The sequence below is a fragment of the Alphaproteobacteria bacterium genome, from assembly GCA_005883305.1.
Taxonomy (GTDB): domain Bacteria; phylum Pseudomonadota; class Alphaproteobacteria; order Sphingomonadales; family Sphingomonadaceae; genus Allosphingosinicella.
The window spans coordinates 1,373,299-1,399,531 of record VBAC01000001.1 but is presented as its reverse complement, the minus strand read 5'-3'; the positions used below and the strand labels follow the sequence as shown (position 1 = coordinate 1,399,531).

Annotated in this window: 20 protein-coding genes; 10 read left to right on the top strand and 10 right to left on the bottom strand. The window is 67.0% G+C overall.

What is annotated here, in order from left to right:
• Window positions 1-22 precede the first annotated feature (22 nt).
• The gene (gene rimM / locus E6G92_07005) at window positions 23-508 is read left to right on the top strand and encodes a 16S rRNA processing protein RimM (protein TMJ19518.1); all 486 of its coding nucleotides are present in this window, start codon (window positions 23-25) and stop codon (window positions 506-508) included.
• Here rimM and E6G92_07000 read toward each other — a convergent pair whose 3' ends face one another.
• Window positions 509-1,426, bottom strand: a complete 918-nt coding sequence (locus tag E6G92_07000; GenBank protein ID TMJ19517.1) for an NAD(P)/FAD-dependent oxidoreductase — start codon at window positions 1,424-1,426, stop codon at window positions 509-511.
• A gap of 64 nt (window positions 1,427-1,490) precedes the next feature.
• Here E6G92_07000 and E6G92_06995 point away from each other — a divergent pair, with 64 nt between their 5' ends.
• The 7 genes from E6G92_06995 to E6G92_06965 all read left to right on the top strand — a co-directional run bounded on the left by E6G92_06995 (window position 1,491) and on the right by E6G92_06965 (window position 7,975).
• Window positions 1,491-3,002, top strand: coding sequence for a beta-lactamase family protein (locus tag E6G92_06995; protein ID TMJ19516.1), 1,512 nt, complete (start codon window positions 1,491-1,493; stop codon window positions 3,000-3,002).
• A gap of 50 nt (window positions 3,003-3,052) precedes the next feature.
• Window positions 3,053-3,340: an AbrB/MazE/SpoVT family DNA-binding domain-containing protein gene (locus E6G92_06990; GenBank protein TMJ19515.1), complete on the top strand. Its 288-nt coding sequence runs from the start codon at window positions 3,053-3,055 to the stop codon at window positions 3,338-3,340.
• Window positions 3,337-3,711, top strand: coding sequence for a type II toxin-antitoxin system VapC family toxin (locus E6G92_06985; protein TMJ19514.1), 375 nt, complete (start codon window positions 3,337-3,339; stop codon window positions 3,709-3,711). Before E6G92_06990 ends, E6G92_06985 begins: the two co-directional genes overlap by 4 nt.
• A complete protein-coding gene (gene trmD / locus E6G92_06980; protein TMJ19513.1) occupies window positions 3,708-4,445 on the top strand; it encodes a tRNA (guanosine(37)-N1)-methyltransferase TrmD in 738 nt (245 codons plus the stop codon). The genes E6G92_06985 and trmD overlap by 4 nt, the downstream gene beginning before the upstream one ends.
• On the top strand, window positions 4,442-4,867 hold the full coding sequence (locus E6G92_06975) for a 50S ribosomal protein L19 (protein ID TMJ19512.1): 426 nt from the start codon (window positions 4,442-4,444) through the stop codon (window positions 4,865-4,867). The genes trmD and E6G92_06975 overlap by 4 nt, the downstream gene beginning before the upstream one ends.
• Before the next feature lie 85 nt (window positions 4,868-4,952).
• The gene (locus E6G92_06970) at window positions 4,953-7,160 is read left to right on the top strand and encodes a S9 family peptidase (GenBank protein TMJ19511.1); all 2,208 of its coding nucleotides are present in this window, start codon (window positions 4,953-4,955) and stop codon (window positions 7,158-7,160) included.
• A gap of 200 nt (window positions 7,161-7,360) precedes the next feature.
• Window positions 7,361-7,975 carry a PadR family transcriptional regulator gene (locus E6G92_06965; protein ID TMJ19510.1) on the top strand — a complete coding sequence of 205 codons (615 nt, stop codon included), beginning with the start codon at window positions 7,361-7,363 and terminating at the stop codon, window positions 7,973-7,975.
• A gap of 211 nt (window positions 7,976-8,186) precedes the next feature.
• On the opposite strand, the gene E6G92_06960 is transcribed toward E6G92_06965, so the two are convergent.
• The 4 genes from E6G92_06960 to E6G92_06945 all read right to left on the bottom strand — a co-directional run bounded on the left by E6G92_06960 (window position 8,187) and on the right by E6G92_06945 (window position 18,862).
• The gene (locus E6G92_06960) at window positions 8,187-9,377 is read right to left on the bottom strand and encodes a glycosyltransferase family 1 protein (protein ID TMJ19509.1); all 1,191 of its coding nucleotides are present in this window, start codon (window positions 9,375-9,377) and stop codon (window positions 8,187-8,189) included.
• Between the two features lie 88 nt (window positions 9,378-9,465).
• A complete protein-coding gene (gene rpoC, locus E6G92_06955) occupies window positions 9,466-13,773 on the bottom strand; it encodes a DNA-directed RNA polymerase subunit beta' (protein ID TMJ19508.1) in 4,308 nt (1,435 codons plus the stop codon).
• 145 nt (window positions 13,774-13,918) lie between these two features.
• Window positions 13,919-18,082 carry a DNA-directed RNA polymerase subunit beta gene (rpoB, locus tag E6G92_06950; GenBank protein TMJ19507.1) on the bottom strand — a complete coding sequence of 1,388 codons (4,164 nt, stop codon included), beginning with the start codon at window positions 18,080-18,082 and terminating at the stop codon, window positions 13,919-13,921.
• A gap of 246 nt (window positions 18,083-18,328) precedes the next feature.
• Window positions 18,329-18,862, bottom strand: a complete 534-nt coding sequence (locus tag E6G92_06945) for a hypothetical protein (protein TMJ19506.1) — start codon at window positions 18,860-18,862, stop codon at window positions 18,329-18,331.
• Between the two features lie 130 nt (window positions 18,863-18,992).
• Between E6G92_06945 and E6G92_06940 the strand changes: the two genes are divergently transcribed.
• Complete coding sequence (locus E6G92_06940; protein ID TMJ19505.1) at window positions 18,993-20,489, top strand: MFS transporter; 1,497 nt, start codon at window positions 18,993-18,995, stop codon at window positions 20,487-20,489.
• Between the two features lie 135 nt (window positions 20,490-20,624).
• Complete coding sequence (locus E6G92_06935; protein ID TMJ19504.1) at window positions 20,625-21,800, top strand: hypothetical protein; 1,176 nt, start codon at window positions 20,625-20,627, stop codon at window positions 21,798-21,800.
• A gap of 77 nt (window positions 21,801-21,877) precedes the next feature.
• On the opposite strand, the gene E6G92_06930 is transcribed toward E6G92_06935, so the two are convergent.
• The 5 genes from E6G92_06930 to E6G92_06910 form a co-directional block, all read right to left on the bottom strand.
• Complete coding sequence (locus tag E6G92_06930; GenBank protein ID TMJ19503.1) at window positions 21,878-22,252, bottom strand: 50S ribosomal protein L7/L12; 375 nt, start codon at window positions 22,250-22,252, stop codon at window positions 21,878-21,880.
• A gap of 63 nt (window positions 22,253-22,315) precedes the next feature.
• Entirely contained in the window at window positions 22,316-22,831 is a 516-nt protein-coding gene (locus tag E6G92_06925; protein ID TMJ19502.1) for a 50S ribosomal protein L10, read from the bottom strand.
• A gap of 348 nt (window positions 22,832-23,179) precedes the next feature.
• Window positions 23,180-23,722, bottom strand: coding sequence for a hypothetical protein (locus E6G92_06920; protein ID TMJ19501.1), 543 nt, complete (start codon window positions 23,720-23,722; stop codon window positions 23,180-23,182).
• Between the two features lie 120 nt (window positions 23,723-23,842).
• Window positions 23,843-24,520 (bottom strand): DUF502 domain-containing protein, encoded by a 678-nt coding sequence (locus E6G92_06915; protein ID TMJ19500.1) that lies wholly within the window; start codon window positions 24,518-24,520, stop codon window positions 23,843-23,845.
• 66 nt (window positions 24,521-24,586) lie between these two features.
• Window positions 24,587-26,161, bottom strand: coding sequence for a hypothetical protein (locus tag E6G92_06910; protein ID TMJ19499.1), 1,575 nt, complete (start codon window positions 26,159-26,161; stop codon window positions 24,587-24,589).
• Window positions 26,162-26,233 lie beyond the last annotated feature (72 nt).

Sequence of the window (26,233 nt, the reverse complement as noted above, 5' to 3'; positions counted from 1 at the left end):
CCCATCAAGGGGAGGGGCTAACGTGTCCGAGCCGCAGGTCACCCTTGCCGCCGTGGCCGGCGCGCACGGCATCGGCGGCGAGGTGCGCCTGAAATTGTTCGCTGAGGGGCTGGAAAGCCTCAAGCGGCACAAGATCGTGCACGCGGGCGATCGGACCCTGACGCTGCAATCGGTCAAGCCGGGCAGCGCGGGGGCCATCGCCCGCTTCGCCGAGGTCGGCGATCGTTCGGCGGCGGAAGCGTTGCGCGGCACCTTGCTGACCGTGCCGCGCTCCTCGCTCCCTCCGCTCGAAGAGGGCGAATATTACCACGCCGACCTGATCGGCCTGCCCTGCGAAAGCGTTTCGGGCGAGCCGCTCGGCTCGGTCGTCGCGGTCGAAAATTTCGGCGCCGGCGATCTGCTCGAGATCGAACGGCCCGACGGCAAGCGCGCCCTGGTGCCGTTCCGCCCCGGTCTCGCCGATCTTCAGGACGGACGGATCGTCGCCGATCCCGCCTTTGTCGCCTGATCAGCGCAGGAAGGGCCGGTCCCGCGCCAGATCGTTGCGGATGGTCGTCGCTGCGACCCCGCCCTCGCCCATGGCATGGCTTATCTGGTCGAGTCCGATGACCACGTCTCCCGCCGCGTAGATCCCCGTCACACTGGTGCGCTGGTGCGAATCGACCAGGATGCAGCCGGTGTCGTTCAGTGCGACTCCGACCTGGCCGGCCAATTCGGAGCGCACGTCGGAACCCAGAGCCGGGTAGACGCTGTCGAACGTGTGGTGGCCGTGCGCCGTCTCGACGACGATCGCGTCGGCGAGGGCGGCGACCGCGTGGCAGGGACCGTCCACGGCGGCGATGCCAAGGTCATCGAGGCGCTCCCGGTCGTCGGCCGCGAGATCGTGCGCCCGGTCAGGCGCGATCAGGGTGATGTCGGCGGTGTAGGAGCGCAGGAACACCGCCTCGGCGACGCCGTGAGCGCCGCTGCCGATCACGCCGACCTTGCGGTCGGTCACCTCATAGCCATCGCAGATCGGGCAATAGCGGATCAGGCCCCGAGCGAGCGCTTCCTCGTGCAATTCCTCGTCCATCGGGGGCCGGCGGTTATGGGTGCCGGTCGCCAGAAGAACCGAGCGCGCGGCTGCCGAGCCCGATCCCCAGGTCGCGCAAAAGCCGCCGTCGATGGAATCGAGCCGGGTCACCCGCTCGATCTCGACTCCGGCGCCGTATTTCTCGGCCTGCGTCTTCATCCGCGCGATCAGCTCCTTGCCCGAAATGCCCTCGGGAAAGCCGGCATGGTTGCGCGTGCAGGGAATCCACAGCGCTCGGCTGTCGCCCGCGTCGATCACGCGCACCTTGAGATGGAAGCGCGCGAGATAGATGGCCGCGGTGAGCCCCGCAGGTCCCCCGCCGACGATCAGGCAATCGAGTTGCGGCTCCTCCATCGGTCCTCCAGCGTCCCTGCCTTGCCGATTGTTCCGGGGAAGGCGAGGGCTTATCGCATCATCCATGCGCAAGATCCTGATCGCCGCCCTGTTGCTCGCCGCCCCGATGGCCGCCGAAGCGCAGCCGCTCGTCGCCGCCCCCGCCGGCCTCGCCGGGCGGATCGAGAATATCGGCCCCTCGCTCGACGCTCATTTCGAGCGCTATCGCACCGAGCAGCACATTCCGGGCCTCGCCTGGGGCATCGTCGCCGAGGGCCGCCTCGCCTACGTCCAGACGTTCGGCAGCCGCACCCGGGATCCCTACGAGATCGTCACCCCCGACAGCCTGTTCCGAATCGCCTCGATGTCCAAGGCGTTCACCGCGCTGGCCATCCTCAAGCTCCGCGACGAGGGGCGGCTCCAGCTCGACGCGCCCGCCGAGACCTATGTTCCGGAAATGCGCGGCTGGCATTATCCCACCAGCGACAGCCCGCGCATCAGCGTCCGCGACCTGCTTTCCCATGTCGGCGGCTTCGTCACCGACGACCCTTGGGGTGATCGCCAGACGCCTTTGGCCGAGGCCGAATTTACAGCGATGCTGCGCAGCGGGATCCCTTTCACCCGCGCTCCGGGCACGGCGTTCGAATATTCCAATCTCGGTTACGCCTTGCTCGGCCGGATCGTCACCAACGTCTCGGGCCGCCCCTTCGAGGATTATATCCAAAGCGAGATCATGCGCCCGCTCGGCATGAACGACACCGGCTACGACGTCTCCCGCGTGCCGCGCGACCGCTTCGCGGCCGGCTGGCGATGGGAGAACGACGCCTTCGTCCGCGAGCCGGACATGGCCCGCGGCGCCTTCGGCGCGATGGGCGGGGTCATCACCAGCGCGCGCGATTATGCCCGCTGGGCGGCTTTCCTGCTTTCCGCATGGCCGGCGCGGGACGGCCCTGAGACGGCCCCTGTCCGCCGCTCGACGGTGCGCGAGCTTGCGGAGGGCCTGAACTTCGTCGCCATCGCCCGGCGCCCGGGCGATCCCGAAAGCTGTCCGCAGGCCGCGGCCTACGGCAAGGGCTTCCGCGTCGCCCAGGATTGCGACCTCGGCCTGACGCTCGCCCATGGCGGCGGCTATCCCGGCTACGGCTCCTATCTGCTGCTTCTTCCCGAGCGCGGGGTTGCCGTCTTCGCCTTCGCCAACCGCACCTACGCGGGTCCTTCGCCGCCCGTATGGGCCGCCGCGATGGACCTGTTCCGCCAGGGCCTGCTGCCCGCGCCGACACTCGCGGTTAGCACTGACCTCGCCCGCACTTATCGACACGCCGCCGCAATCTGGCAGGCGGGCAGCCTCGATCCCGCGCGTGGCGCTCTGGCGATGAACTTCCTGATGGACCGCAGCGCCGAGAATTGGGCGCGCGAGATCGCCCGGCTGAAGGCGCAGGCGGGCGACTGCAACACCGGCGCCCCGGTCATCGCGACCGGCGCACTGTCCGGCCGCTTCGCCTGGACCTGCACGCGCGGCACCCTACAGGGCCAGCTCCTCCTCGCCCCGACCAATCCTCCGACGATCCAGGCGCTTCGGTTCAACTTCGTTCCTTGAACTCGGCCGTCCAATGTCGTATATACTTTCCGTATATACGAGGCGTTGATATGGTTACGACCCGCACGTTCAAATCCGGCAATTCGGTCGCGCTGCGGCTGCCCAAGGCGCTCGGCATCGAGGAAGGCGTAGAGATGCGAGTCCGCGAAGAGCAGGGGCGCTACATCGTCGAGCCCGTCGATCGGCCCAAGCGCAAGTTTAATATCGCCAAGGTTGCGGGGTCGGCGCGAAACCTTCAGCTCATCAAGGATGAAGATCGTCTATTTGACGAGCGGCCGCTGCTCTGGGAAAAGCTCGCCGAGGCCGAACGCGGCGTCGACGGCAAATCGAAGAATTGAAGTATCTTCTCGACAGCAACACGATCATCGCCTTGGTGATGAACGCCGATGAATCGCTCGTCCGTCGTGCCGCCGAGTGCAGCGAGGGAGATATGGTAACGTCGGCCGTCGCTTATGCTGAAGTTGCCTACGGCTCGCTTCGCAACCGTCCGCCGGCATTCGAACAGTTGCGCGCTTTCGTCGAAGAAGTGCCAGTGCTCGATTTCGACTACAAAGCCGCCTTGGCCTATGCGTCGTTGCCATTCAGGCGCGCCAGCTACGACCGGTTGATTGCGGCCCACGCTTTGTCACAGGGGTTGACGGTCGTGACCGACAACACCGCCCATTTCGCCGACATTCCCGGCCTCAGAGTCGAAAACTGGACCAGATGACCTGGGCAGCAACGATCCTGACCCTCTACCCGGAGATGTTCCCCGGGCCGCTCGGCTACAGCCTCGCCGGGCGGGCGCTGGGAGAGCGGATATGGTCGCTCGACACGGTGCAGATCCGCGATTTCGCGGCCGACAAACATCGCTCGGTCGACGATACGCCGGCCGGCGGCGGGGCGGGGATGGTGATGCGCGCCGACATACTCGCAGCGGCGCTCGACAGCATCGACGACGGGCGGCCGAAGCTCGCCATGTCGCCGCGCGGGCGCCCGCTCACCCAGGCCTATGTGCGCGAGCTCGCCGCGGGGCCCGGCGCGACCATCTTGTGCGGCCGGTTCGAGGGGATCGACGAGCGGCTGTTCGAGGCCCGTCCCATCGTTCCGGTGTCGGTCGGCGATTATGTCCTCTCGGGGGGGGAAACGGCGGCTTTCGCCCTGCTCGACGCTTGCGTTCGCCTGCTTCCCGGGGTAATGGGCGCGCCTTCGAGCGGTGAGGAGGAAAGCTTTGAAAGCGGCCTTCTCGAATACCCTCATTATACCCGGCCTGTCGAATGGGAAGGGCGCAGGATCCCCGAAGTGCTGCGATCGGGGGATCATGCGAAGATCGCGGCTTGGCGGAAACGCCGGGCGGAAGACGAGACACGGCTAAGGCGGCCGGACCTGATCGAGCGTCACGGTGACGCGCGAAGGCAACCGCCCTCTGGCGCGCGGCGCGAAAACGAAGGCAAGAAGAGATGAACATCATCCAGCAGCTCGAGGCCGAGGCGATCGAGCATTTCAAGTCGGGCAAGGACATTCCCGAATTCCGCCCGGGCGACACGCTCCGCGTCGGCGTGAAGGTCGTCGAGGGCGAGCGCACCCGAATCCAGAATTTCGAAGGCGTCTGCATCGCCCGCGCCAATCGCGGCCTGGGCAGCTCCTTCACCGTGCGCAAGATCAGTTTCGGCGAGGGCGTCGAGCGCGTCTTCCCGCTCTATTCGCCGAACGTCGATTCGATCGAGGTCGTCCGCCGTGGCGCGGTCCGCCGGGCGAAGCTCTATTACCTGCGCGGCCGCACCGGCAAGTCGGCCCGAATCGCCGAGCGCCGCGACACCCGCCATCTCGACAAGGCCAAGGCCGAAGCGGCCGCCGCGCCGCAGACCGAAACCGCCGAGGGCTGAGCCTTCGCGACAGGCAAAAGGGGCGGGGGAGGACATCGTGTTTTCCCCGCCCTTTCCTTTGCCCGGAGACCGGCTAGGAAGTGCCATGCGCATTTTCCTTGCCCTCGCCGCCACCTTCCTCGCCGCCGCAATTCCGGCCCAGGCCGAGGAGCTCACCCTCGAACGCATCTTCGCCAGCCCCTCGCTGTCGGGCCCGACGCCGCGCCTGCTCAAGCTCTCGCCCGACGGGCGGCTCGCGACCATGCTGCGCAACCGGGCCGACGATCGCGACCGCTACGATCTGTGGGCGGTCGATACGAGCACCGGCCAAGCGCGGATGCTGGTCGACAGCGCCCGCGTCGGCAGCGGGGGCGAGATATCCGAAGAGGAACGGATGCGGCGCGAGCGCGCGCGGCTCTCGGGCGTGCGCGGAATCGTCAGCTACGATTGGTCGCCCGACGGCCGCTCGATCCTCGTCCCGCTCGACGGCGACCTTTATCTCGCGGGCCTCGACGGCAACGTCCGTCGCATCACCGCGACTCCCCAGACCGAACTCGACGCCCAGGTTTCGCGCACCGGCCGCTATCTTTCCTTCGTCCGCGACCAGAATCTCTACGTGGTCGACGCCGAAGGGCGAAACGAGCGCCGGCTGACCGAGGACGGCGCTGGGACAATCAGCTGGGGCTCGGCCGAGTTCGTCGCCCAGGAGGAGATGGACCGCCGCACCGGCCATTGGTGGGCGCCCGGCGACCGCTACCTCGCCGTCGCCCGGGTCGACGAGGAACCGGTCCACGTCGTCACCCGGACCGCGATCGGCACCGAGGGCACGCGCAGCTACCAGCAGCGCTATCCGGCGGCCGGCACGCCCAATGCGCGGGTCGACCTCTACGTCATGGCTCCGGACGGCTCGGGCCGGGTCAAGGTCGATCTCGGCGCCGATCCGGACATCTATCTCGCGCGGGTCGATTGGACGCCCGACGGCAACACCCTGCTCGTCCAGCGCGAGAGCCGCGACCAGAAGCGCCTCGATATGCTCAGCGTCGATCCCGCCAACGGCCGCTCGCGCGTGCTGTTCAGCGAGACCTCGCCGACCTGGCTCAACCTCCACGACAATCTCCGCGCGCTTCGTGACGGCAGCCTGATCTGGACCTCGGAGCGTTCGGGTTTCTCGCACATCTACCGCTTCCGCAATGGCCGTTGGACCCAGCTGACCCGCGGCAATTGGGCGGTCGACCGGGTGGTCGGCGTCGACGAGCGCGGCGGCCGCATCTATTTCACCGGCAACCGGGAAACGCCGCTCGAGCATCAGCTCTACTGGATCGACCTCGCGCGCGGCGGCACGCCCCACCGGGTGACCGAAACAGGCTGGTGGAACGCCGCCGAGATGGACGACGCCGCCACCCACGCGCTCGTCACCCGATCGAGTCCGACCCAGCCCTCGCAGGTCTATCTGGCCGACTCGAGCGGACGGCGGACCGCATGGATCGAGGAAAACCGCCTCGACGCCTCCCATCCCTACGCGCCCTATCTCGCCAGCCATGTCGCTCCGGTCTTCGGCACGATCCGCGCCGCCGACGGCACCGAGCTTCACTACAAGATGCTGTCGCCCCTGCGCGAGCCGGGGCGGCGCTATCCGGTGTTCGTCCAGGTCTATGGCGGCCCCGGGGCGGGGCGGCAGGTCACGCGCACCTGGGGCAGCCCGATCCAGCAATATCTGGTCGACCGCGGCTACATCGTCTTCTCGATCGACGGCCGCGGCTCGCCGGACCGCGGCAAGGCGTTCGAGGATGCCATCTACCACGCCATGGGAACGGTCGAGGTGCAGGACCAGCTGGCCGGCGTGAACTGGCTGCGCGGGCAGGACTATGTCGATCCCGAGCACATCTCGGTCTACGGCTGGTCCTATGGCGGCTACATGACCGTGAAGCTGCTTGAGGCGGCGCCGGGCACCTTCGCCGCCGGCATCGCCGGTGCGCCGGTGACTCGCTGGGAGCTTTACGATACCCATTATACCGAGCGTTATCTCGGCAATCCGGCGAGCGACCCCGCGCCCTATCTAGCCTCGGGCGCGATCCCCGATGCGGGCCGGATCGCCGATCCGCTGCTGCTGATTCACGGCATGGCCGACGACAATGTCGTGTTCGAGAATTCGACCGTGCTGATGGGTGCGCTTCAGGCCGCGAGCCGGCCATTCGAGATGATGGTCTATCCCGGAGCGACGCACGGCGTCTCCGGCGAGGCGCGCCAGCTTCATTTGTGGCGGACGATCACGGCGTTTCTGGATAGGAACGGGCGGGCGGACGAGCGCCGCTGACCCTTGGAGTCATCCCGGCGAAGGCCGGGACCCAAGAACCGAAGTCGTGGAATTGAAGCGCCGGTCCTTTTGCCCCTTTTCAAACACCGTGTTCATGGGTCCCGGCCTTCGCCGGGATGACTCGTCATTACGCTCACGATATATCTTGACGCATCTGGGCTTAAGATATATCTCTCGCTATCTAAGGCAGGAGAACCCCCATGCGCTTCAGAATGCACGGCTGCGGCCCGCGCGGCTTCGATTTTCCCGAAGGGCTGTTCGCCATGGGCCTCGGCGGGCGCGGCTGGGGCCGCGGCTGGGGCGGCGATTGGGATCAGGGCTGGGGCGGTGGCGGCCACCGCCGCGGCGGGCGCCGCCGGGTGTTCGATGCGGGCGAATTGCGCCTCGTTTTGCTAAAGCTGATCGAGGACCAGCCCCGCCACGGCTACGACCTGATCCGCGCCGTCGAGGAGATGACCCACGGCACCTACGCGCCGAGTCCGGGCGTCGTCTATCCGACCTTGACCATGCTCCAGGACATGGGCCTGATCGAGGAGGCCAAGGGCGAGGGATCGCGCAAGGCGTTTCAGATCACTCCCGACGGCCGCACCCATCTCGAGGAGAAAGCCGAGGAAATCGCCGCCTTGCTCGAGCGGCTCGAGGACCTCGGCAGCGACCACCGCAAGGCCGGCGGCGCGCCGATCCGCCGCTCGGTCGGCAACCTCCTTTCCGCGCTGTGGCACAAGGTCACCAGCGACGAGGCGGGCGAGGATATGCTGCACCGCGTCGCCGAGATTCTCGACGAGGCGGCGCAGAAGATCGAGCGGCTGAAATGACACCCGCGGGGCGATGGACCGTCATTGCGAGGAGCGAAGCGACGAAGCAATCCAGCGGCCTCTGAAGTCGTACTGGATTGCTTCGCTCCGCTCGCAATGACGAACAACCCCCGTCATTGCCAGGACACCGGCGAAAGCCGGGGGACGCGGCAATCCAGCGCGCCTCCGAAGCTGCACTGGATTGCTTCGCTTCGCTCTCAATGACGAAAGACTAGTCGTCCAGTCCGTAGGGATCCGGCGTCGGCTTTTGCCGCCCGCCGTAATGCTGGCGGATGATCCGGATATAGGCGTCGACCAGCTCCTGGTTGACCTCGTCCCAGCCATAATGCTGGCTCACCGCATAGCCGGCTTCTCCGGCGGCGCGGCGCGCGTCCTCGTCGGTGCAATAATGCGACAGCGCCTCGCAGAATTGCTCGATCGCTCCGGGGCGGATCAGGCGCCCGGTGACGTGGTCGGTCACAAGGCACTGGCTGCCGGTGGCGATCGCCGCCACCACCGGAATCCGCACGGCCATCGCCTCCAGGGTCACGTTGCCGAACGTCTCGGTCACCGAGGGATTGAGCAGCATGTCCATCGAGGCGACCGCGCGGCCAAGGTCGTTTCCGGCCTGGAAGCCGACGAAGCAGGCCTCGGGCAGGCGCTTCTCGAACCAGTCGCGGGCCGGCCCGTCGCCGACCACCAGCACCTTGTGGCGGATCTGCCGCCGCGTGAGCCGGTCGACGGCGTCGGAGAAGACGTCGAGCCCCTTTTCCATCACCAGCCGCCCGGTGAATCCGATCACCGGAACGTCGTCGGCGATTCCGAGGCTGCGCCGCCAGGCGAGGTCGCGCCGTTCGGGATTGAAGATCTGCCGGTCGATGCCGCGGGTCCAGATGCCGACGTCGTAGTTCATGCGCTGGTCGCGGAGCAGCTGGGCCATGGAATCGGACGGCGCGAAGATGGCGTCGCAGCGGCGGTAGAAGCGCCTGAGGACCGCGAGCACCACCGGCTCGAGGAAGGCCAGGCCGTAATAGCGCGGATAGGTCTCGAAGCGGGTGTGGACCGAGGCGACCACCGGCAGGTCCAGCCTGTGGGCGAGGGTCACCGCGCGGTGGCCGGTGATCTCCGGGCTTGCGACGTGGAAGATGTTCGGCCGGAACGCCTTGAGGTCCCGGCGCACGCGGGGCGGGATGCCGACTCCGATCCGGTATTCGGGCCGGCCGGGGAAGGGCACTGCGGGGATGTCGACCAGGTCGCCGGTCGGCGGGAAGGCCGGCGTCCGGGTGATCGGCGAATAGGCGCGGACGGCCGCGCCCTGGCTGATGAGATAGCCGGCCAGGCGGTTCAGCGCCTGGTTCGCCCCGTCGCGGACGTAATTGTAATTGCCGCTGAAGATGGCGACGCGAAGGTCGGAGACGTGCATTGGCCGTGCTGGATAGGGAAAAGCGCGGACGGACGCAAAAAAGCGCCCCGCCAGCCAAAACCGGCGGGGCGCCTTTTGCGCTGAGCGCCTAGGCCTCTTCGCCGGTTTCCGCCGGGGCCTCGGCCTCCTGCAGATACTCGCCGGCGTCCGCGTCGGTGCCGTGGCCGCTGGCGGTCACCGCGGCCAGCGGATCGGCCTCGATCGCCGCCTCGGGGCCCTGGGCGAGCTCGGCCGCATGCTCCTCGGCCGCGCTGTTGGCAGCGATCAGGCTCTCCTGGATCGCCCGGTGCTGGGCGCGAAGCGCGGCGTCGCGCGACGAGGCCGCGATCCGCATCCGCTTCATGCCCGCGCCGGTGCCGGCCGGAATGAGTCGGCCGACGATGACGTTCTCCTTGAGGCCTTCCAGGTCGTCGATCTTGCCCTGCACCGAGGCTTCGGTGAGGACTCGGGTCGTCTCCTGGAACGAGGCGGCGGAGATGAAGCTGCGCGTCTGCAGGCTCGCCTTGGTGATGCCCAGAAGCACAGGCTTGCCTTCGGCGGGCTTCTTCTTGCCCTGCGCCTTCAGCTTGGCGTTGGCCTCGTTCATCTCCTGCCGGTCGATCTGCTCGCCGACCAGGAAGGTGCTGTCGCCGCTCTCGGTGATCTCGACCTTCTGCAGCATCTGGCGAACGATCACCTCGATGTGCTTGTCGTTGATCTTCACGCCCTGCAGACGATAGACTTCCTGGATCTCCGAGACGAGATATTCCGCCAGCGCCTTGACTCCGAGCACCTCGAGGATGTCGTGCGGATCGGGCGAGCCGCCGATCAGATTGTCGCCGCGCTTGACGTAATCGCCTTCCTGCACGTCGATGACCTTCGACTTCGGCACCAGATACTCGACCGGATCGCCGCCCTCCTCGGGGATGATCGCGATCTTGCGCTTGGCCTTATAGTCCTTGCCGAACGCGATCCGGCCGGAGACCTTGGCGATGATCGCATTCTCCTTGGGCTTGCGCGCCTCGAACAGCTCCGCCACCCGCGGCAGACCGCCGGTGATGTCGCGAGTCTTGGCGGCCTCGCGGCTGACACGGGCGAGAACCTCGCCGGCCTCGACCACCTGGCCTTCCTCGACCGAGAGCATCGCGCCGGGGGAGAGCATGTAGCGCGCCGCCTCGCCCGATTTGTCGTCGAGCAGGGTGATGCGCGGGCGAAGATCCTCCTTGCTCCGGGCGGTGCCGCGGAACTCGGTGACGACTCGCTGGGCGATGCCCGTCGCTTCGTCGGTCTGCTCGGTGAGCGTCTTGCCCTCGACCAGATCTTGGAACTTCACGGTGCCGCCCTTCTCGGTGATCACCGGCATCATGAACGGATCCCATTCGGCGATCCGCTCGCCCTTGGTCACGATGTGGCCGTTGTCGCACATCAGATGCGCGCCGTAGGGGATTCGGTGGCTCGAGCGCTCGCGCCCGTCCATGTCGACGATGGCCAGCTCGCCCGAGCGCGACATGGCGATCCGGCGGCCGCGCGTGTCCATGATCGTCGGCAGGTCGCGAAGCTCGACGGTGCCGTCGGCGACCGCGTCGAGGCTCGACGTCTCGTTGAGCTGGGCGGCGCCGCCGATGTGGAAGGTCCGCATCGTCAGCTGGGTGCCCGGCTCGCCGATCGACTGGGCGGCGATCACGCCGACCGCCTCGCCGATGTTGACCGGCGTGCCGCGCGCGAGATCGCGCCCGTAGCACTTTCCGCACACGCCATGCTCGCTCTCGCAGACCAAAGGCGAACGGATGTGGACCGACTGGATCCCCATCTCGTCGATCTTCAGGGCCGCGGCCTCGTCGATCAGCTGGCCTTCCTTGGCGATCACGTCGCCGGTCTTGGCGTCGACCACGTCCTCGGCCGGGGTGCGGCCGAGGATTCGCTCGCCGAGCGAGGCGATGGTCGCGCCGCCCTGGACGATCGCGCGCATGTCGAGCGTGTTCTCGGTGCCGCAATCCTCCTCGACGACGACGCAATCCTGCGAAACGTCGACCAGGCGGCGGGTCAGGTAACCCGAGTTCGCCGTCTTGAGCGCCGTGTCAGCGAGGCCCTTGCGGGCGCCGTGGGTGGAGTTGAAATATTCGAGGACGGTCAGGCCTTCCTTGAAGTTCGAGATGATCGGGGTCTCGATGATCTCGCCCGACGGCTTGGCCATCAGGCCGCGCATTCCGGCGAGCTGCTTCATCTGCGCCTGCGAACCGCGGGCGCCCGAATGGGCCATCATGTAGATCGAGTTGATCTGCGCCATGCGGCCGTTCTCGTCCTTGGGCTGCGCCTTGATCTTCTCCATCATGGCGTTGGCCACCTGGTCGCCGCAGCGGCTCCAGGCGTCGATCACCTTGTTGTACTTTTCCTGCTGGGTGATCAGGCCGTCCTGGTACTGCTGCTCGTAATCCTTCACGAGCGAGCGGGTCTCGTCGACCAGGGCCACCTTCTCGTGCGGGATGATCATGTCGTCCTTACCGAACGAGATGCCGGCCTTGAAGGCGTGGCGGAAGCCGAGGCCCATGATCGCGTCGGCGAACAGGACGGTCTCCTTCTGGCCGGTGTGGCGGTAGACGATGTCGATGACGTCCGCGATCTCCTTCTTGGTGAGGAGTCGGTTGACGGTCTCGAACGGCACCTTGTGGCTCTTCGGCAGAGTCTCGCCGAGCAGCATCCGGCCCGGAGTCGTCTCGAAGCGCTTCATATACTGCTTGCCGGCCTCGTCCGTCTGCGGGACGCGGCTGACGATCTTGGTGTGCAGGGTGACCGCACCGGCGTTGAGCGCCTGGTGGACCTCCGACATGTCGGAGATCAGCGCGCCTTCGCCCGGCTCGCCCTCACGCTCCAGCGACAGATAATAGAGCCCGAGCACCATGTCCTGCGAAGGAACGATGATCGGCTTGCCGTTGGCGGGCGAGAGGATGTTGTTGGTCGACATCATCAGCACGCGCGCTTCCAGCTGCGCCTCGAGGCTCAGCGGAACGTGGACGGCCATCTGGTCGCCGTCGAAATCGGCGTTGAACGCGGCGCAGACCAGCGGGTGAAGCTGGATCGCCTTGCCCTCGATCAGCACCGGCTCGAACGCCTGGATGCCGAGGCGGTGGAGCGTCGGAGCGCGGTTGAGGAGGACCGGGTGCTCGCGGATGACCTCATCGAGGATGTCCCAGACTTCCTTGCGCTCCTTCTCGACCCACTTCTTCGCCTGCTTGAGAGTCATCGAGAGACCCTTGGCGTCGAGGCGCGAGTAGATGAACGGCTTGAACAGCTCGAGCGCCATCTTCTTGGGAAGCCCGCACTGGTGGAGCTTCAGCTCCGGGCCGGTGACGATCACCGAACGGCCGGAATAGTCGACACGCTTGCCGAGCAGGTTCTGGCGGAAACGGCCCTGCTTGCCCTTGAGCATGTCTGACAAGCTCTTCAGCGGACGCTTGTTGGCGCCGGTGATCGTCCGGCCGCGGCGGCCGTTGTCGAACAAAGCGTCGACCGCTTCCTGGAGCATGCGCTTCTCGTTGCGGACGATGATGTCCGGAGCGCGCAGCTCCATCAGCCGCTTGAGGCGGTTGTTGCGGTTGATGACCCGGCGGTAGAGGTCGTTGAGGTCCGAGGTCGCGAACCGGCCGCCGTCGAGCGGCACCAGCGGGCGAAGCTCGGGCGGGATGACCGGAACGACGTCGAGGATCATCCACTCCGGACGGTTGCCAGATTCGAGGAAGCTCTCGACGACCTTGAGCCGCTTGATGATCTTCTTGGGCTTGAGCTCGGACTTGGTGGTCTCGAGCTCCTCGAGAAGCGCCGTCTTCTCGCCCTCGAGGTCGAGGTCGATCAGCATCTGCTTGACCGCCTCGGCGCCGATCCCGGCGGTGAAGGCGTCCTCGCCATATTCGTCCTGGGCGTCGAGCAGCTCGTCCTCGGTGAGGAGCTGGAACTTCTCGAGCGGCGTCAGGCCCGGCTCGGTGACGATGTAGGACTCGAAATAGAGCACCCGCTCGAGCTGCTTCAGCTGCATGTCGAGCAGCAGGCCGATGCGGCTCGGAAGCGACTTCAGGAACCAGATGTGGGCGACAGGCGCGGCGAGCTCGATATGGCCCATCCGCTCGCGGCGGACCTTCGAGACGGTGACCTCGACTCCGCACTTCTCGCAGACGATGCCCTTGTACTTCATCCGTTTGTACTTACCGCACAGGCACTCGTAATCCTTGATCGGACCGAAGATCCGCGCGCAGAACAGGCCGTCGCGCTCGGGCTTGAACGTGCGGTAGTTGATCGTCTCGGGCTTCTTGATCTCGCCGAACGACCAGGAACGGATGCGCTCGGGGGAAGCGATGCCGATCTTGATCTGGTCGAACGTCTCCGGCTTGACGATCGGGTTCGCGAAGTTGGTCAGCTCATTCATGGGTGCACGCCCTTCTTCAAATTCATGTTCCCTCCCCCCTTGTGGGGGAGGGCGGAGGGAGGGGGGTCGCCGGCTTTGCCGGCGGCGCGCCATCGGCGCGCACCCCCACCCCATACCCCTCCCCACAAGGGGGAGGGGCGAGTTGTCATTCCGCCGCCAGCTGCGTCGGAGCGTCCTCGTCATTCTCGTCGACGATCGAGTTCAGCTCGACGTTGAGGCCCAGCGAGCGCATCTCCTTGACGAGCACGTTGAAGCTCTCGGGGATGCCGGCCTCGAACGTGTCGTCGCCCTTGACGATCGCCTCGTAGACCTTGGTGCGGCCGATCACGTCGTCCGACTTCACCGTCAGCATCTCCTGCAGCGTGTAGGCGGCGCCGTAGGCCTGGAGCGCCCAGACCTCCATCTCGCCGAACCTCTGGCCGCCAAACTGCGCCTTTCCGCCCAGCGGCTGCTGGGTGACGAGGCTGTACGGCCCGATCGAGCGCGCGTGGATCTTGTCGTCCACGAGGTGGTGGAGCTTCAGCATGTAGATGTAGCCCACGGTCACCTTGCGGTCGAACGCCTCGCCGGTGCGCCCGTCGTAGAGCGTCACCTGGCCCGACACGTCCAGTCCGGCCTTCTCCAGCATCTCGGCGACGTCGGCTTCCTTGGCGCCGTCGAACACCGGAGTGCCGATCGGAATGCCGCCGGTGAGGTTGGAGGCGAGCTCCATGATCTCGCCTTCGTCGCGGGCGTCGAGCTCGGCATGATAATTCTTGCCGTAGATGTCCTTGAGCTTGGTGCGTAGCGGCTTGGTGTCGGCGGCCGCGCCCTTGCCCTTGGCGTAGATGTCGTCGAGCAGCGCCCCGACCTGCTTGCCGAGGCCGCGCGCGGCCCAGCCCAGGTGGGTTTCGAAGATCTGCCCGACGTTCATGCGCGAAGGCACGCCCAGCGGGTTGAGCACGATGTCGGCCGGGGTGCCGTCCTCGAGGAACGGCATGTCCTCTTCCGGAAGGATCCGGGAGATGACGCCCTTGTTGCCGTGGCGGCCGGCCATCTTGTCGCCCGGCTGAAGCTTGCGCTTCACAGCGACGAACACCTTGACCATCTTGAGAACGCCCGGCGGCAGCTCGTCGCCGCGCTCGAGCTTCTCGATGCGGTCCTCGAGCCGGCGCTTGATCGCCGTTTCGGCCTCCTCGTACTGGGCGCGGACGGCTTCCAGGTCGGCCTGGCGCTTGTCGTCCTTGACCGCGAACTTCCACCATTCGTGCGGCTCGACGCTGTCGAGCATTTCGGCGTCGATCGCGCCGCCCTTCTTGACGCCCTTGGGCGCCGCGGTGACGGTCTGGCGAAGGAGCATGTCGCGCAGACGGGCATAGGAAGAGCGCTTCAGAATGTTGCGCTCGTCCTCGGCGTCCTTGCGAAGCCGGTCCTTCTCCTCGGTCTGGATCGCCCGCGTACGGTCGTCGATGTCGATTCCGTGGCGGTTGAACACGCGGACCTCGACCACCGTGCCGGAAACGCCCGGCGGCAGGCGGAGCGAGGTGTCGCGCACGTCCGACGCCTTCTCGCCGAAGATGGCGCGGAGGAGCTTTTCCTCCGGAGTCATCGGGCTCTCGCCCTTCGGCGTGATCTTGCCGCACAGGATGTCGCCCGGCTCGACCTCGGCGCCGATATAGACGATTCCGGCCTCGTCGAGGTTGCGCAGAGCTTCCTCGCCGACGTTGGGGATGTCGCGGGTGATGTCCTCCGGCCCGAGCTTGGTGTCGCGGGCCATGACCTCAAACTCCTCGATGTGGATCGAGGTGAAGACGTCGTCCTTCACGATCCGCTCGGAGATCAGGATGGAATCCTCGAAATTGTAGCCGTTCCAGGGCATGAACGCGACGAGCACGTTGCGGCCGAGGGCGAGCTCGCCGAGGTCGGTCGAAGGGCCGTCAGCAATGACGTCGCCGGCGCGGACCAGCTCACCCTTCTTCACTAGCGGGCGCTGGTTGATGCAGGTGTTCTGGTTGGAGCGCTGGAACTTCATCAGCGTGTAGATGTCGACGCCCGACTTGCCGGCCTCGACCTCGTCGGTCGCGCGGATGACGATTCGGGCGGCGTCGACCTGGTCGACGATGCCGGTGCGCCGGGCGGCGATGGCGGCGCCGGAATCGCGGGCGACCGTCTCCTCCATGCCGGTGCCGACGAACGGCGCCTCGGCGCGAACCAGCGGCACCGCCTGGCGCTGCATGTTCGATCCCATGAGGGCGCGGTTCGCGTCGTCGTTCTCAAGGAACGGGATGAGCGAGGCCGCGACCGACACGAGCTGCTTCGGCGACACGTCCATCAGGGTGATGATGTCGCGCGGAGCCATCAGGAACTCGCCGGCCTGGCGCGAGGAGACGATCTCCTCGACGAAGCCGCCATTCTTGTCGAGCTCCGCGTTCGCCTGGGCGATCGTGTGCTTGGCCTCCTCCATGGCGGAGAGGTAGACGACGTCGTTGGTCACCTTGTTGTCGATGACCTTGCGATACGGAGTCTCGATGAAGCCGTATTTGTTCACCCGGCTGAAGCTGGCGAGCGAGTTGATCAGGCCGATGTTCGGGCCTTCCGGAGTCTCGATCGGGCAGATCCGGCCGTAATGGGTCGGGTGGACGTCGCGGACTTCGAAGCCGGCGCGCTCGCGGGTCAGGCCGCCCGGCCCGAGGGCCGAGACGCGGCGCTTGTGCGTCACCTCGGAGAGCGGGTTGGTCTGGTCCATGAACTGCGAGAGCTGCGACGAACCGAAGAACTCGCGCACCGCGGCGACCGCGGGCTTGGCGTTGATCAGGTCGTTGGGCATCACGGTCGACACGTCGACCGAGCTCATCCGCTCCTTCACGGCGCGCTCCATGCGCAGGAGTCCGACGCGATACTGGTTCTCGAGCAGCTCGCCCACCGAACGCACGCGCCGGTTGCCGAGATTGTCGATGTCGTCGATCTCGCCCTTGCCGTCCTTGAGGTCGACGAGGGTCTTCACGACCGCGACGATGTCCTCCTTGCGAAGGGTCGTCACGTCGTCGGCGGCGTCGAGGTCTAGGCGCATGTTGAGCTTCACGCGGCCGACGGCCGACAGGTCGTAGCGCTCGGGATCGAAGAACAGGCCGGCGAAGAGCGCCTCGGCGGTCTCGCGGGTCGGCGGCTCGCCCGGGCGCATGACGCGGTAGATGTCGCTGAGGGCCTGGTCGCGGTCCTCGGCCTTGTCGGCCTTCAGCGTGTTGCGCATCCAGGCGCCGGTGTTGCTGTGGTCGATGTCGAGCAGCTCGAGCCGGTCGATTCCGGCCTTGTCGAGTTTCTCGAGATTCTCCGGAGTCACCTCGTCGCCGGCCTCGATGTAGATCTCGCCGGTGGAATCGTTGACCAGGTCGTAGGCGCTGTAGCGGCCGAAAATCTCCTCGGTCGGGATCAGCAGGGTCGCGAGGCCGTCCTTGGCCGCCTTGTTGGCGGCGCGCGGGGAAATCTTCTGGCCGGCCGGGAAGATGACCTCGCCCGACTTGGCATCGGCGATGTCGAAGGCCGGCTTGTTGCCGCGCCACGCCTCGGAGACGTAGGGGATCTGCCAGCCGCCCTTGCCGCGGACGAAGACGACCCGGTTGTAGAAGGTGTTGAGGATCTCCTCGCTCGACATGTCGAGCGCGTGGAGGAGCGCCGTCACCGGAAGCTTGCGCTTGCGGTCGATGCGGACGTTGACGATGTCCTTGGCGTCGAACTCGAAGTCGAGCCACGAGCCGCGATAGGGGATGACCCGGGCGGCGAACAGGAACTTGCCCGAGGCGTGGGTCTTGCCGCGGTCATGGTCGAAGAGGACGCCAGGGCTGCGATGCATCTGGCTGACGATCACGCGCTCGGTGCCGTTGACGATGAACGTGCCGTTCTTCGTCATCAGCGGCATGTCGCCCATGTAGACGTCCTGCTCCTTGATATCGAGCACGGAGCGGGTCTCCGTATCGGGATCGACCTCGAACACGATCAGGCGAAGCGTCACGCGCATCGGCGCCGCATAGGTCATTCCGCGCTGGCGGCACTCGTCGGTGTCGTACTTGGGCTCTTCGAGCTCGTAATGGACGAAATCGAGCTCGGCGGTGCCGGCGAAGTCGCGGATCGGGAACACGCTGCGCAGCGTCTTTTCGAGGCCGGACACGTAGCCGTCCTGCGGGCGCGAGCGAAGGAATTGCTCGTAGCTCTCCCGCTGAACCTCGATCAGGTTCGGCATCTCGCTGACTTCGTGGATGTTGCCGAAGATCTTGCGGATGCGCTTGGACGCGGTGGGCCGGGTCTCGGTCGCCGGGGCTGCCTTGGTCGCCATGGAGTTTTTTCTCGCCTTCGTGTCGCCTGCCCCGGCGAAGGCCGGGGCCGAAAAAGGGAGCGCAGAAACGCAAAAAGCCGCGGATTCCCGGCTGGGAATTGCAGCTTCGCACGTCCTATGAAACCTCAGCGGATCAATGCGTTGAGCGCGCTGCGCGACGGCGCGCCCTGTTCCGATCCGATGTGGTGAGGGGCGCGATATAGGGAGGTGAGGGCAGCTTGTCAAACGCGCGGAGGCGGCAAAACCTCAATAAATTCCGGTTCGGAGATCGACATGCTTCCTCGGCGTCGCGTCGAGAAACAGGCGCGGTTCGGCCGTCTCCGTGAGCGCCAGCCAATAGCAGTGCTGCTCGTAATAGGAGGATCGGTTCGAATCGCCCACCGAAGTGCGGAAGCGGCCGTTCCAGTCGATCCGCGCGGTTTCCCCAGGGCGGAGAACGAACAAGGGGGAGGGCAGGAAGGCGGGCCATTTGGTCTGTCGGCGGGACGTGTCGGATTGCAGCACGATCTCGGCGCCGTCCTTCCCGAGGTGCCAATCGAGCGTGGCGCCGTGGCTCCACTGCGCGTCCGTCCACTCCTTGCGGGTGACCGGCGCAAGCGATTGCTCGATCCCGAATCCGTCATTTTCCAGCGAGCGGATCTCGTGCAGAACGGCGCTCGCGGCGGGTATCGCTCTCGGCAAGCGATAGGCCTCGTCGAGCCGCGGCCGCTTGAGCGGCGCGTTGGCGCCGCGGGCGGTCTTGGTCCAGCGGGTCCAGATATGCTGGATCACGAATATCATCCGCCGATGCTAGCGCCGACCGGCCCGGCGGCCACCGGAAAAATCGGTGCGATCTCGGGTCTTGACCCGATGGGCCTGGAAAGCCGGGGGCCATAGCATCGCCGTCCGGGCGGGGACCGGAGGGCGCGCCATGCGGAAAGGGTCCATTCTCGCGCCTCGCGAGGCGCTCGACGACAAGACCCGCGAGCGCGGCCTCGTCATGCTAACCCGGGAGGTCGTCTTCTCGACGACCTGCGACAGCCTGGTCGGCGGGGTGATCGTCACCGCCTTCGCGCTTCACCTCGGCGCCTCGAACGAGGTGATCGGGGCCATCGCCGCGCTGACCTTCTGGCGGGATTTGCTTCAGGGCCCGGCGGTGATGCTCGTTCAGAAGGTGCGGGCGCGCAAGGCGATCGCGGTCGTCGGCAGCCTCGTCTCGGCGACCGCGCCGCTGTTGATGCTGGGCCTCGCCTTTTCGGGCGCGAGCGATCGGACGCGTCTCGCCCTCGTCGCCGTCATCGCCCTCTACGGCGGCGCGAGCGCGTTCGCCGGCTGCGCGTGGAGCGGCTGGGTGCGCGACATGGTGCCCGACGATCGGCGCGGCCGCTTCTTCGGCCGCCGCTCGACGCTGGCGACCGCGACCGCCCTCGTTGCGGGCCTGTGCTCGGCTTGGCTGCTCGAACAGACGCCGCAAGGCTCCGCCGACCGTGCCGCAGCGTTCGCCGGCCTATTCGCTTTGGCCTTTCTCGCCCAGTTGGTGAGCGCGGCCGCGCTGGCGCGGGTGCCCGAACCGATGATGCCGCCGCCGGAGGCCTCCGCGTGGCGCCTGATCCCGATGCTCCGCCAGGTGTGGGCCGACGAGAAGTTCCGCAGCTGGATCCGATTCCTCGCCAACTGGAAGTTCGCGGTGAACCTCGCTCAGCCCTTCTTCACCGTCTTCTTCCTGACTCAGCTGGGCTTCGGCATGGCGTTCGTCATGGCCCTGAGCCTGATCGCCCAATTCGCGACCCTGCTCACGTTGGCGCGCTGGGGCCAGCTCGCCGATCGCTTCAAGGACAAGTCGGTGCTCAACGTCGCCGCACCCACCTTCCTCTTGTGCATCGTCGGCATGATCCCGGCCTCGCAGTTCGAATCGAGGACGCTCGCGGGCGCCTACCTCGTCCTTCTGCACCTCCTGATGGGCGTGGCGTCGGCGGGCGTGTCCCTCGCCACCGGCAACATGATCATGAAAATCTCGCCCCGCGGCGCATCCGAATCCTATCTGGCGGCGAATGCGCTGATCTCCTCGCTCGCGGCCGGGCTGGCGCCCTTGATCGGCGGTTTTTGCGCCGATTTCTTCGCCTCGCGCGAGTTCGCGCTGACGCTGCAATGGGTGGGCCCGAACTATCAGGGGGAGTTTGCCCGCCTGTCGCTCCGCGCCTGGGATTTCTATTTCCTGCTCTCCGCGCTCTTCGGGCTGTACGCGCTGCACCGGCTCGGCATGGTTCACGAGGAAGGCGAGCTGATGGGGCGGGAGATGCTGCGCGGGATGCACGAACGGGCGCAGCAAGCGAGCCGGCGGCTGCTCGGCTTCGGCGTGGGTTCTTCCGGGGATGTGGAGGCCGATCTGGAGGCCGCCGCGGAAACCCCGCAGCCTCAGCAGCCGTAGCCCATCGCCTCGCACTGCTACGCCGCCTCGGGCGCTGAGCGAGGCGGATCGACTTAACGCTGGGCGCGAACGGCTGGCCGCAGAAGATGCGGCCAAGCGAGCCCTGCCGCCCGCGAGATTCGTTGCCTCCTCGATATGAAACAGAAGCTGCATCTGCATCGCCCCGCGATGGCCGCGCTTTCCGCGCTCGTCGCTTCAGCAACCGCGCCCGTATTCGCGCAAGACGTCGTCGCGGCGCCGCCGCCGGTCGTGGTCGCGCCGCCGCCGCCCGTGGTCCACGCGCCCGCACCCGCGATAGTGACGCCCGCGCTCGCGCCGGCGGTTTCGGCCCCGGTCGCCCGCCCGGCACCTGCTCCGGAAACCCGGGCCGCGCGGACCGTAACCCGTTCCACGACAACGCGCAGCGTTACCCACGCGCGCGCAGCGCCGCCGGCCCGCACGCGCGCGGCGCCGGTCCAGTCGGCGCCCGCGCCCGTCCCGGTCGCCGCCGAGCCAGCCGCTCCAGCGGCCGTCGCGCCTCCGCCCGCCGCTCCGGCCCCTGTCGCCATCCCGCCGATCCAGGCCGCCGCCCCCGCCGCGCAACAGGGCGTCCTCGCGCGTTATTGGCCGTGGCTCGCCGCCGCCGGCGTGCTGCTCCTCGCCGCGCTGACCCTGATCGCCCTGCGCCGCCGCCGCGAGGCCTATGAGGAGCAGGACGTCTATTACGAGGAGCCCGTCTACGAAGCCGAGGCCGAGCCCGCTTATGCCGCGCCGCTCGCCGCCGCGGCCGTGGAGGAGGTGTCCGAGCCGGACAGCGCCGACATGGCCGCTCTCGCCGCTTCGTCCGAGCCCGTGCCCGATCGGCCGTGGCTCGAATTCCTGATGCGCCCGATCCGCGCGGGGACCAGCGAGGACGAGGCCGTGGTCGAATATGAGCTCACCGTCGGCAACACCGGGTCGGCCCCGGCGCGCGACGTGCGCGTGTCGACCTGGATGGTCGCGGCCGGTGAAGGGAGCGAGATGGAGCGCTCGCTGATCGAGCCCCCGGCCGGAGCGACCCGTTCGGACCTGTCGATCGAGCCGGGCGACGGCGCCCGGGTCGAGGGCGCCATGTCGCTGCCCAGGGACGGCCTGCACGGCGACGTCCTTCCGGTGGTCGTCGCCGACGCGCGCTACACATTGCCCGACGGCAGCGAGGGACGTACCCACGCCTCCTTCGCGATCGGCCGGGCCGGCGAGGACGACGGCGATCTCGAACCGTTCAAGCTAGACCGGACCGGGATTACCGAGAATGTCGAGGCCCGCCTCCATGGGGAGCCTGAGCGCGTTTGAGCTACCGACGCAAGCCGGCAACGAAAAAGGGGCGGCCCGTGGGCCGCCCCTTTCCATATTCGCAAAAGCGAAGACGCTTACTTAAGCTCGACGGTGCCGCCGGCTTCCTCGATCTTCTTCTTGATTTCCTCGGCTTCGGCCTTGGAAACGCCTTCCTTGATCGCCTTGGGAGCGCTCTCGACCAGGGCCTTGGCTTCGCCGAGGCCGAGCTGGGTGATCGCGCGGACCTCCTTGATGACGTTGATCTTCTTGCCACCGTCGCCGGTGAGGATCACGTCGAACTCGGTCTGCTCTTCGGCGGCCGGGGCGGCCGGGCCGGCGGCGGCGGGGCCGGCGGCGACGGCGGCGGCGGCCGAGACGCCCCACTTCTCTTCGAGGGCCTTGGCGAGGTCGGCGGCTTCGAGGACGGTCAGCTCGCTCAGCTGATCGACGAGGGTGTTGATGTCTGCCATTTTAAGTCTCCGTTGCGGGCGCTCGGCCCAATAGGTTCAGTTCAAAAGAAAAGGTCGTTCAAGCTATGCGGCTTCCTTGGCGGCGTAGGCGCCAAAGACCCGGGCCAGCTGGGCGCCCGGCTCGTTGATCGTGCGGGCGATCTTGGTCGCGGGCGCCTGGATCAGGCCCACGATCTTCGCACGCAGTTCGTCGAGCGACGGAAGCTCGGCAAGCGCCTTCACTCCAGCCACGTCGAGGACGGTCTCGCCCATCGCTCCACCGACGATCTCGAGACGATCGTTGGTCTTGGCGAATTCCACGACCGCTTTCGCCGCGGCCACCGGATCGGCGGACGTGGCAAGCGCGGTCGGGCCGGTCAACAGGTCGCTGAGCGGGGCGTAGGTCGTGCCTTCGAGCGCGATGAGAGCAAGCTTGTTCTTCGCGACCTTGTAACGGGCGCCGGCGTCGCGCATCCGATTCCTCAGGGCCGTGGACTGGGCCACGGTGAGGCCGAGATTGCGGGTGACGACCACCACGCTGGTCTCGTTGAACGTCTGCTTCAGCTCGGCGACCGCTTCTGCTTTTTGAGCGCGATCCATGTAGCTCTCCACTTATGCGCGGCGGAACGCCCGCCGCGCGGCTTCAACAGCGGCGCGCGCGAAAGCGCGCACCGCATCACTGGGTCCCCATCGAAGTATTACTTCGATGGGAATAGTCCGAAGGGGAGAGTCAGGGCCGGAGACTTCCGGCGGGTCCGACGGCCATGCATCGCACGCGGCCGCGGTTCAAAACTGTTCCCCGTCTAGGCTGGAAATTAAGAGGGCCGAAATGCCCCCGCCAACTGTCTCGGACGGAACGCTTGTCGCGCCGGAGCGCGCAAGCGAAGGCGGGCATCTAGATGCTTTTGCGCGAAAGTCAACGATCGGGCGTGGAAGGGGCCGGGTCCGTCAGGGCCGCCGGTTGAGGCGCTTGCCCACCTCTTCCTGCCTGAGGAAGTCCTTCATCATGCGCGACACCCTTTGCTGCGATCCCAGGCGCAGCGGCGGCCCTTCGCCGTACCAGCTCGCCCAGACCTCGTCATTTTCGAGGCTGAAGACGATCCCGTCGGACGGCCCGTCGGGGCCGCGGCTCTGGATGGCGGTGATCAGCCCGCGGATCATCACCACCAGGGCGATCATCGTCGCGGAGGAAGCCAGGAACATTCCGGCGCTGGGAATGAAGCAGGAAGGGGCATGGTGCGGGCCGGCGAACAGCGCGCCGAGGATCGCGACCGAGGCAAGGGCGACCAGGGCCGCCTTCCACCAGCGCAGCAGGATCGCGGAGACGAACACGAACGGCAGATAGGGCGTGAACTCGCATCCGGTCACCACGCCGTCGACGGCGGCGCGGATGAGCGTAGGAATGGCGATGGCCGCGGCCAGACAGGCAAGAGCGTTGGGCCCCGTCAGTGGAGGCCCCTCCAGCCATCGCATCAAGCCGGCACGAATCATTGGGCCTCCATCGCGCGCGAAACCGGTGTCAGAGCAGCAATCTTGATCGACCGCAATATGCGCCTTTTACGAGGCGGACGACCGAGAGTGGCGCCGAATCGGAGGCGCCGGCGATCCCGTTCAAAGAGCGCCTTTTTCCTGCAGCGAGGCGAGCAGGGCGCGCGTCCTGGACGACCCCGCGCCGCAGCGGCGCATCAGCATGATCGCCTGCGCCGGCGTCAGATCGGATGGCTGGACCTGGTCCTTGTGGGCGAAGGCGACGGCCCCGGAGGTCCATTGGGGGGCGCCGGGGATGAACACCGTCCACCAATCTCCCTCCGGCTTCTCGAGCACGAAGGCCAGGCACCAGCCAGCGTCGGTCGGCACCATCACCACCTCGATCTCCGATTTCGTCTCGGTCTCGAAGCTTTCGATCAGCCCGCGCGCCATGCGCCATTGGGGGAAGAGCGAAAGCACGCTGTTTTCGAGCTTGTTGAAGGTCGTTTGCCCGACCCGGGTTCGGGCCACCATTCCGGCGAAGAAGGACAGCAGCACCAGCGCCAGGATCGAGATGATCGTGCCGGTCGCGACTCCGGCCACCGAATCGACTCCCGCGGCCTGAACCGCGGGCTGAGAAAGGCGAGTCGCGAAGCCCAGCGCCTTACCGAGTAGCCAGGCGATCAGGACGATCGGCAGCAGGAAGAGGACACCGCCGAGGAGGGTCGATTTGATCATGCTCCACTGGTGGGCGGAGGCGCTCGATCCAGATGCTTGGGTCATATCCGACGGGGCATAGCGGCGGGGCATTGCGCCGCCCATCGGTGCAGACCCTTGGAAAATTCGCCCAAACCCCAAGCCTTCGTCATTGCTCGGTGGAGCTTGGCGTCAAAGCGCGGGCAGGGCGCCGCGGGGCAGCCGCAGGTGGAAGGTCGCGCCGTGCTTCGCGCCCGGCGAAGCCCAGAGCTGTCCGCCATGCTCCTCGACGATCCTCCGGCTCAGCGAGAGGCCAAGGCCCGTCCCGGCCGCCTTGGTGGTGAAGAAGGCGTCGAAAATGCGGGTCTCGTCGCCGGGCGCGATGCCGACGCCGGTATCGGTGAACTCGACCAGCACCTCCTCGTCTCCAAGCGGCGTCGAGCGGACCGAGATCCGGCGCGGCCCGCGGCGAGTCGCGCTCAGGGATTCGATCGCGTTGGTGAAAAGGTTGACGAGCACGCGCTGGATCTGGGTCCGGTCCGCGAGGATTCCGGGCAGCTCCTCGTCCAGGGTCAGCTCGAGCGCGACCTTCTCGCCGGCCAGCTCCCTGTCGAGAAAGGCGGCGGTTTCGCGGACCAGTTCGTTGAGGCTGAATTCGCTCGGCGTGATCGGCCCGGCGGCGAACGTCGACCCGATGCTCTTGAGCACTTCGGCGGTGCGATTGCCGTCGTCGATGGCCGCGCTGATCGCCTTCCTCGCCTTGGCGGCATCGGGCTGGTCGCGCGTGACCCATTCCAGGCTCGCCAGGCTGTTGGCGATTGCCCCGGTGAGCGGCTGCCCGACCTCGTGGGCGATGGCCGCGGTCAGCGCGTCCATCGACATCAGCCGGGCGTCGCGCTCGCGGTCGCGCGCGGCCGTCGCCAGAGCGAGCCGTGCGTAGAGCCGGTTGGATTCGGCGATCAGCGCGAGCATGACCACCAGGCTCGAGACCATCATCAGGCCGATGAGGACGTACCAGCCGATGGAATAGCGCACGCCGGCGCCGAAGTTCAGCAACGACTGGATCACCCAGCCGGAGAGCGCGACCAGCAGCCAAACGTCGAGCACCGACCGGCGCAGGCGCATCAGCATCGTCATCGCCCCGAGCGAGAGCGCTATCGCCAGCGCGTTGATCAAAGCCAGATTGAGGAAGTTGGGCTCGGTGCGGTTGACGAAGATGGGCGGCAGCAGGCCCTGTCCGATCGTGCTCAGCGCAGTGCAAAGCGCGACCAGGGCAGCCGTGGCGAAGATGGTGAAGGCGATCTTCGGATCCGCGCCCAGGGTCCCGGCCCGATCGCCGGCCTCTCTGTGCTTCAGCCAGGCATAGCCGATGACGCTGATCGGAAAGCCGAGCCGCCGGAACACGGCGATCCAGGCGGTCGCGTTGCCGCCGCCAAGCATGCCCTGGCTGGTGAAGGCGCCCGGAAACGTGAGCGCATGAGGGATTACGAGCAGGGCCTGAAAGACGAAGGACGCCGCGAGGAAGGTGAGCGCTCGGGAGCGGTAGACGCCGGCCTGGGCATAGAGCATGGCGGCGACGATCAGCTCGCCGACCAACATCATGGAATCGAGCACCGGAATGAACGCGTCGATCTCGAGCCAGGGCCGATTGCGCACGGGCAAGGTAATGAGAAGGACCGCGAACAAGGCCGCCACGACCGCCAGGCTCAATCGGATCTGGCGCCGGCCTGGCGGGGTATCGAACAATCCCAGTTGGTCTTGCTGCAAGAAATCCCTCTGGAAGCCCACAAGTCGAGTCACGGATTAGACGGGCCGGCCGTGCCGGATAGTAACTCCATT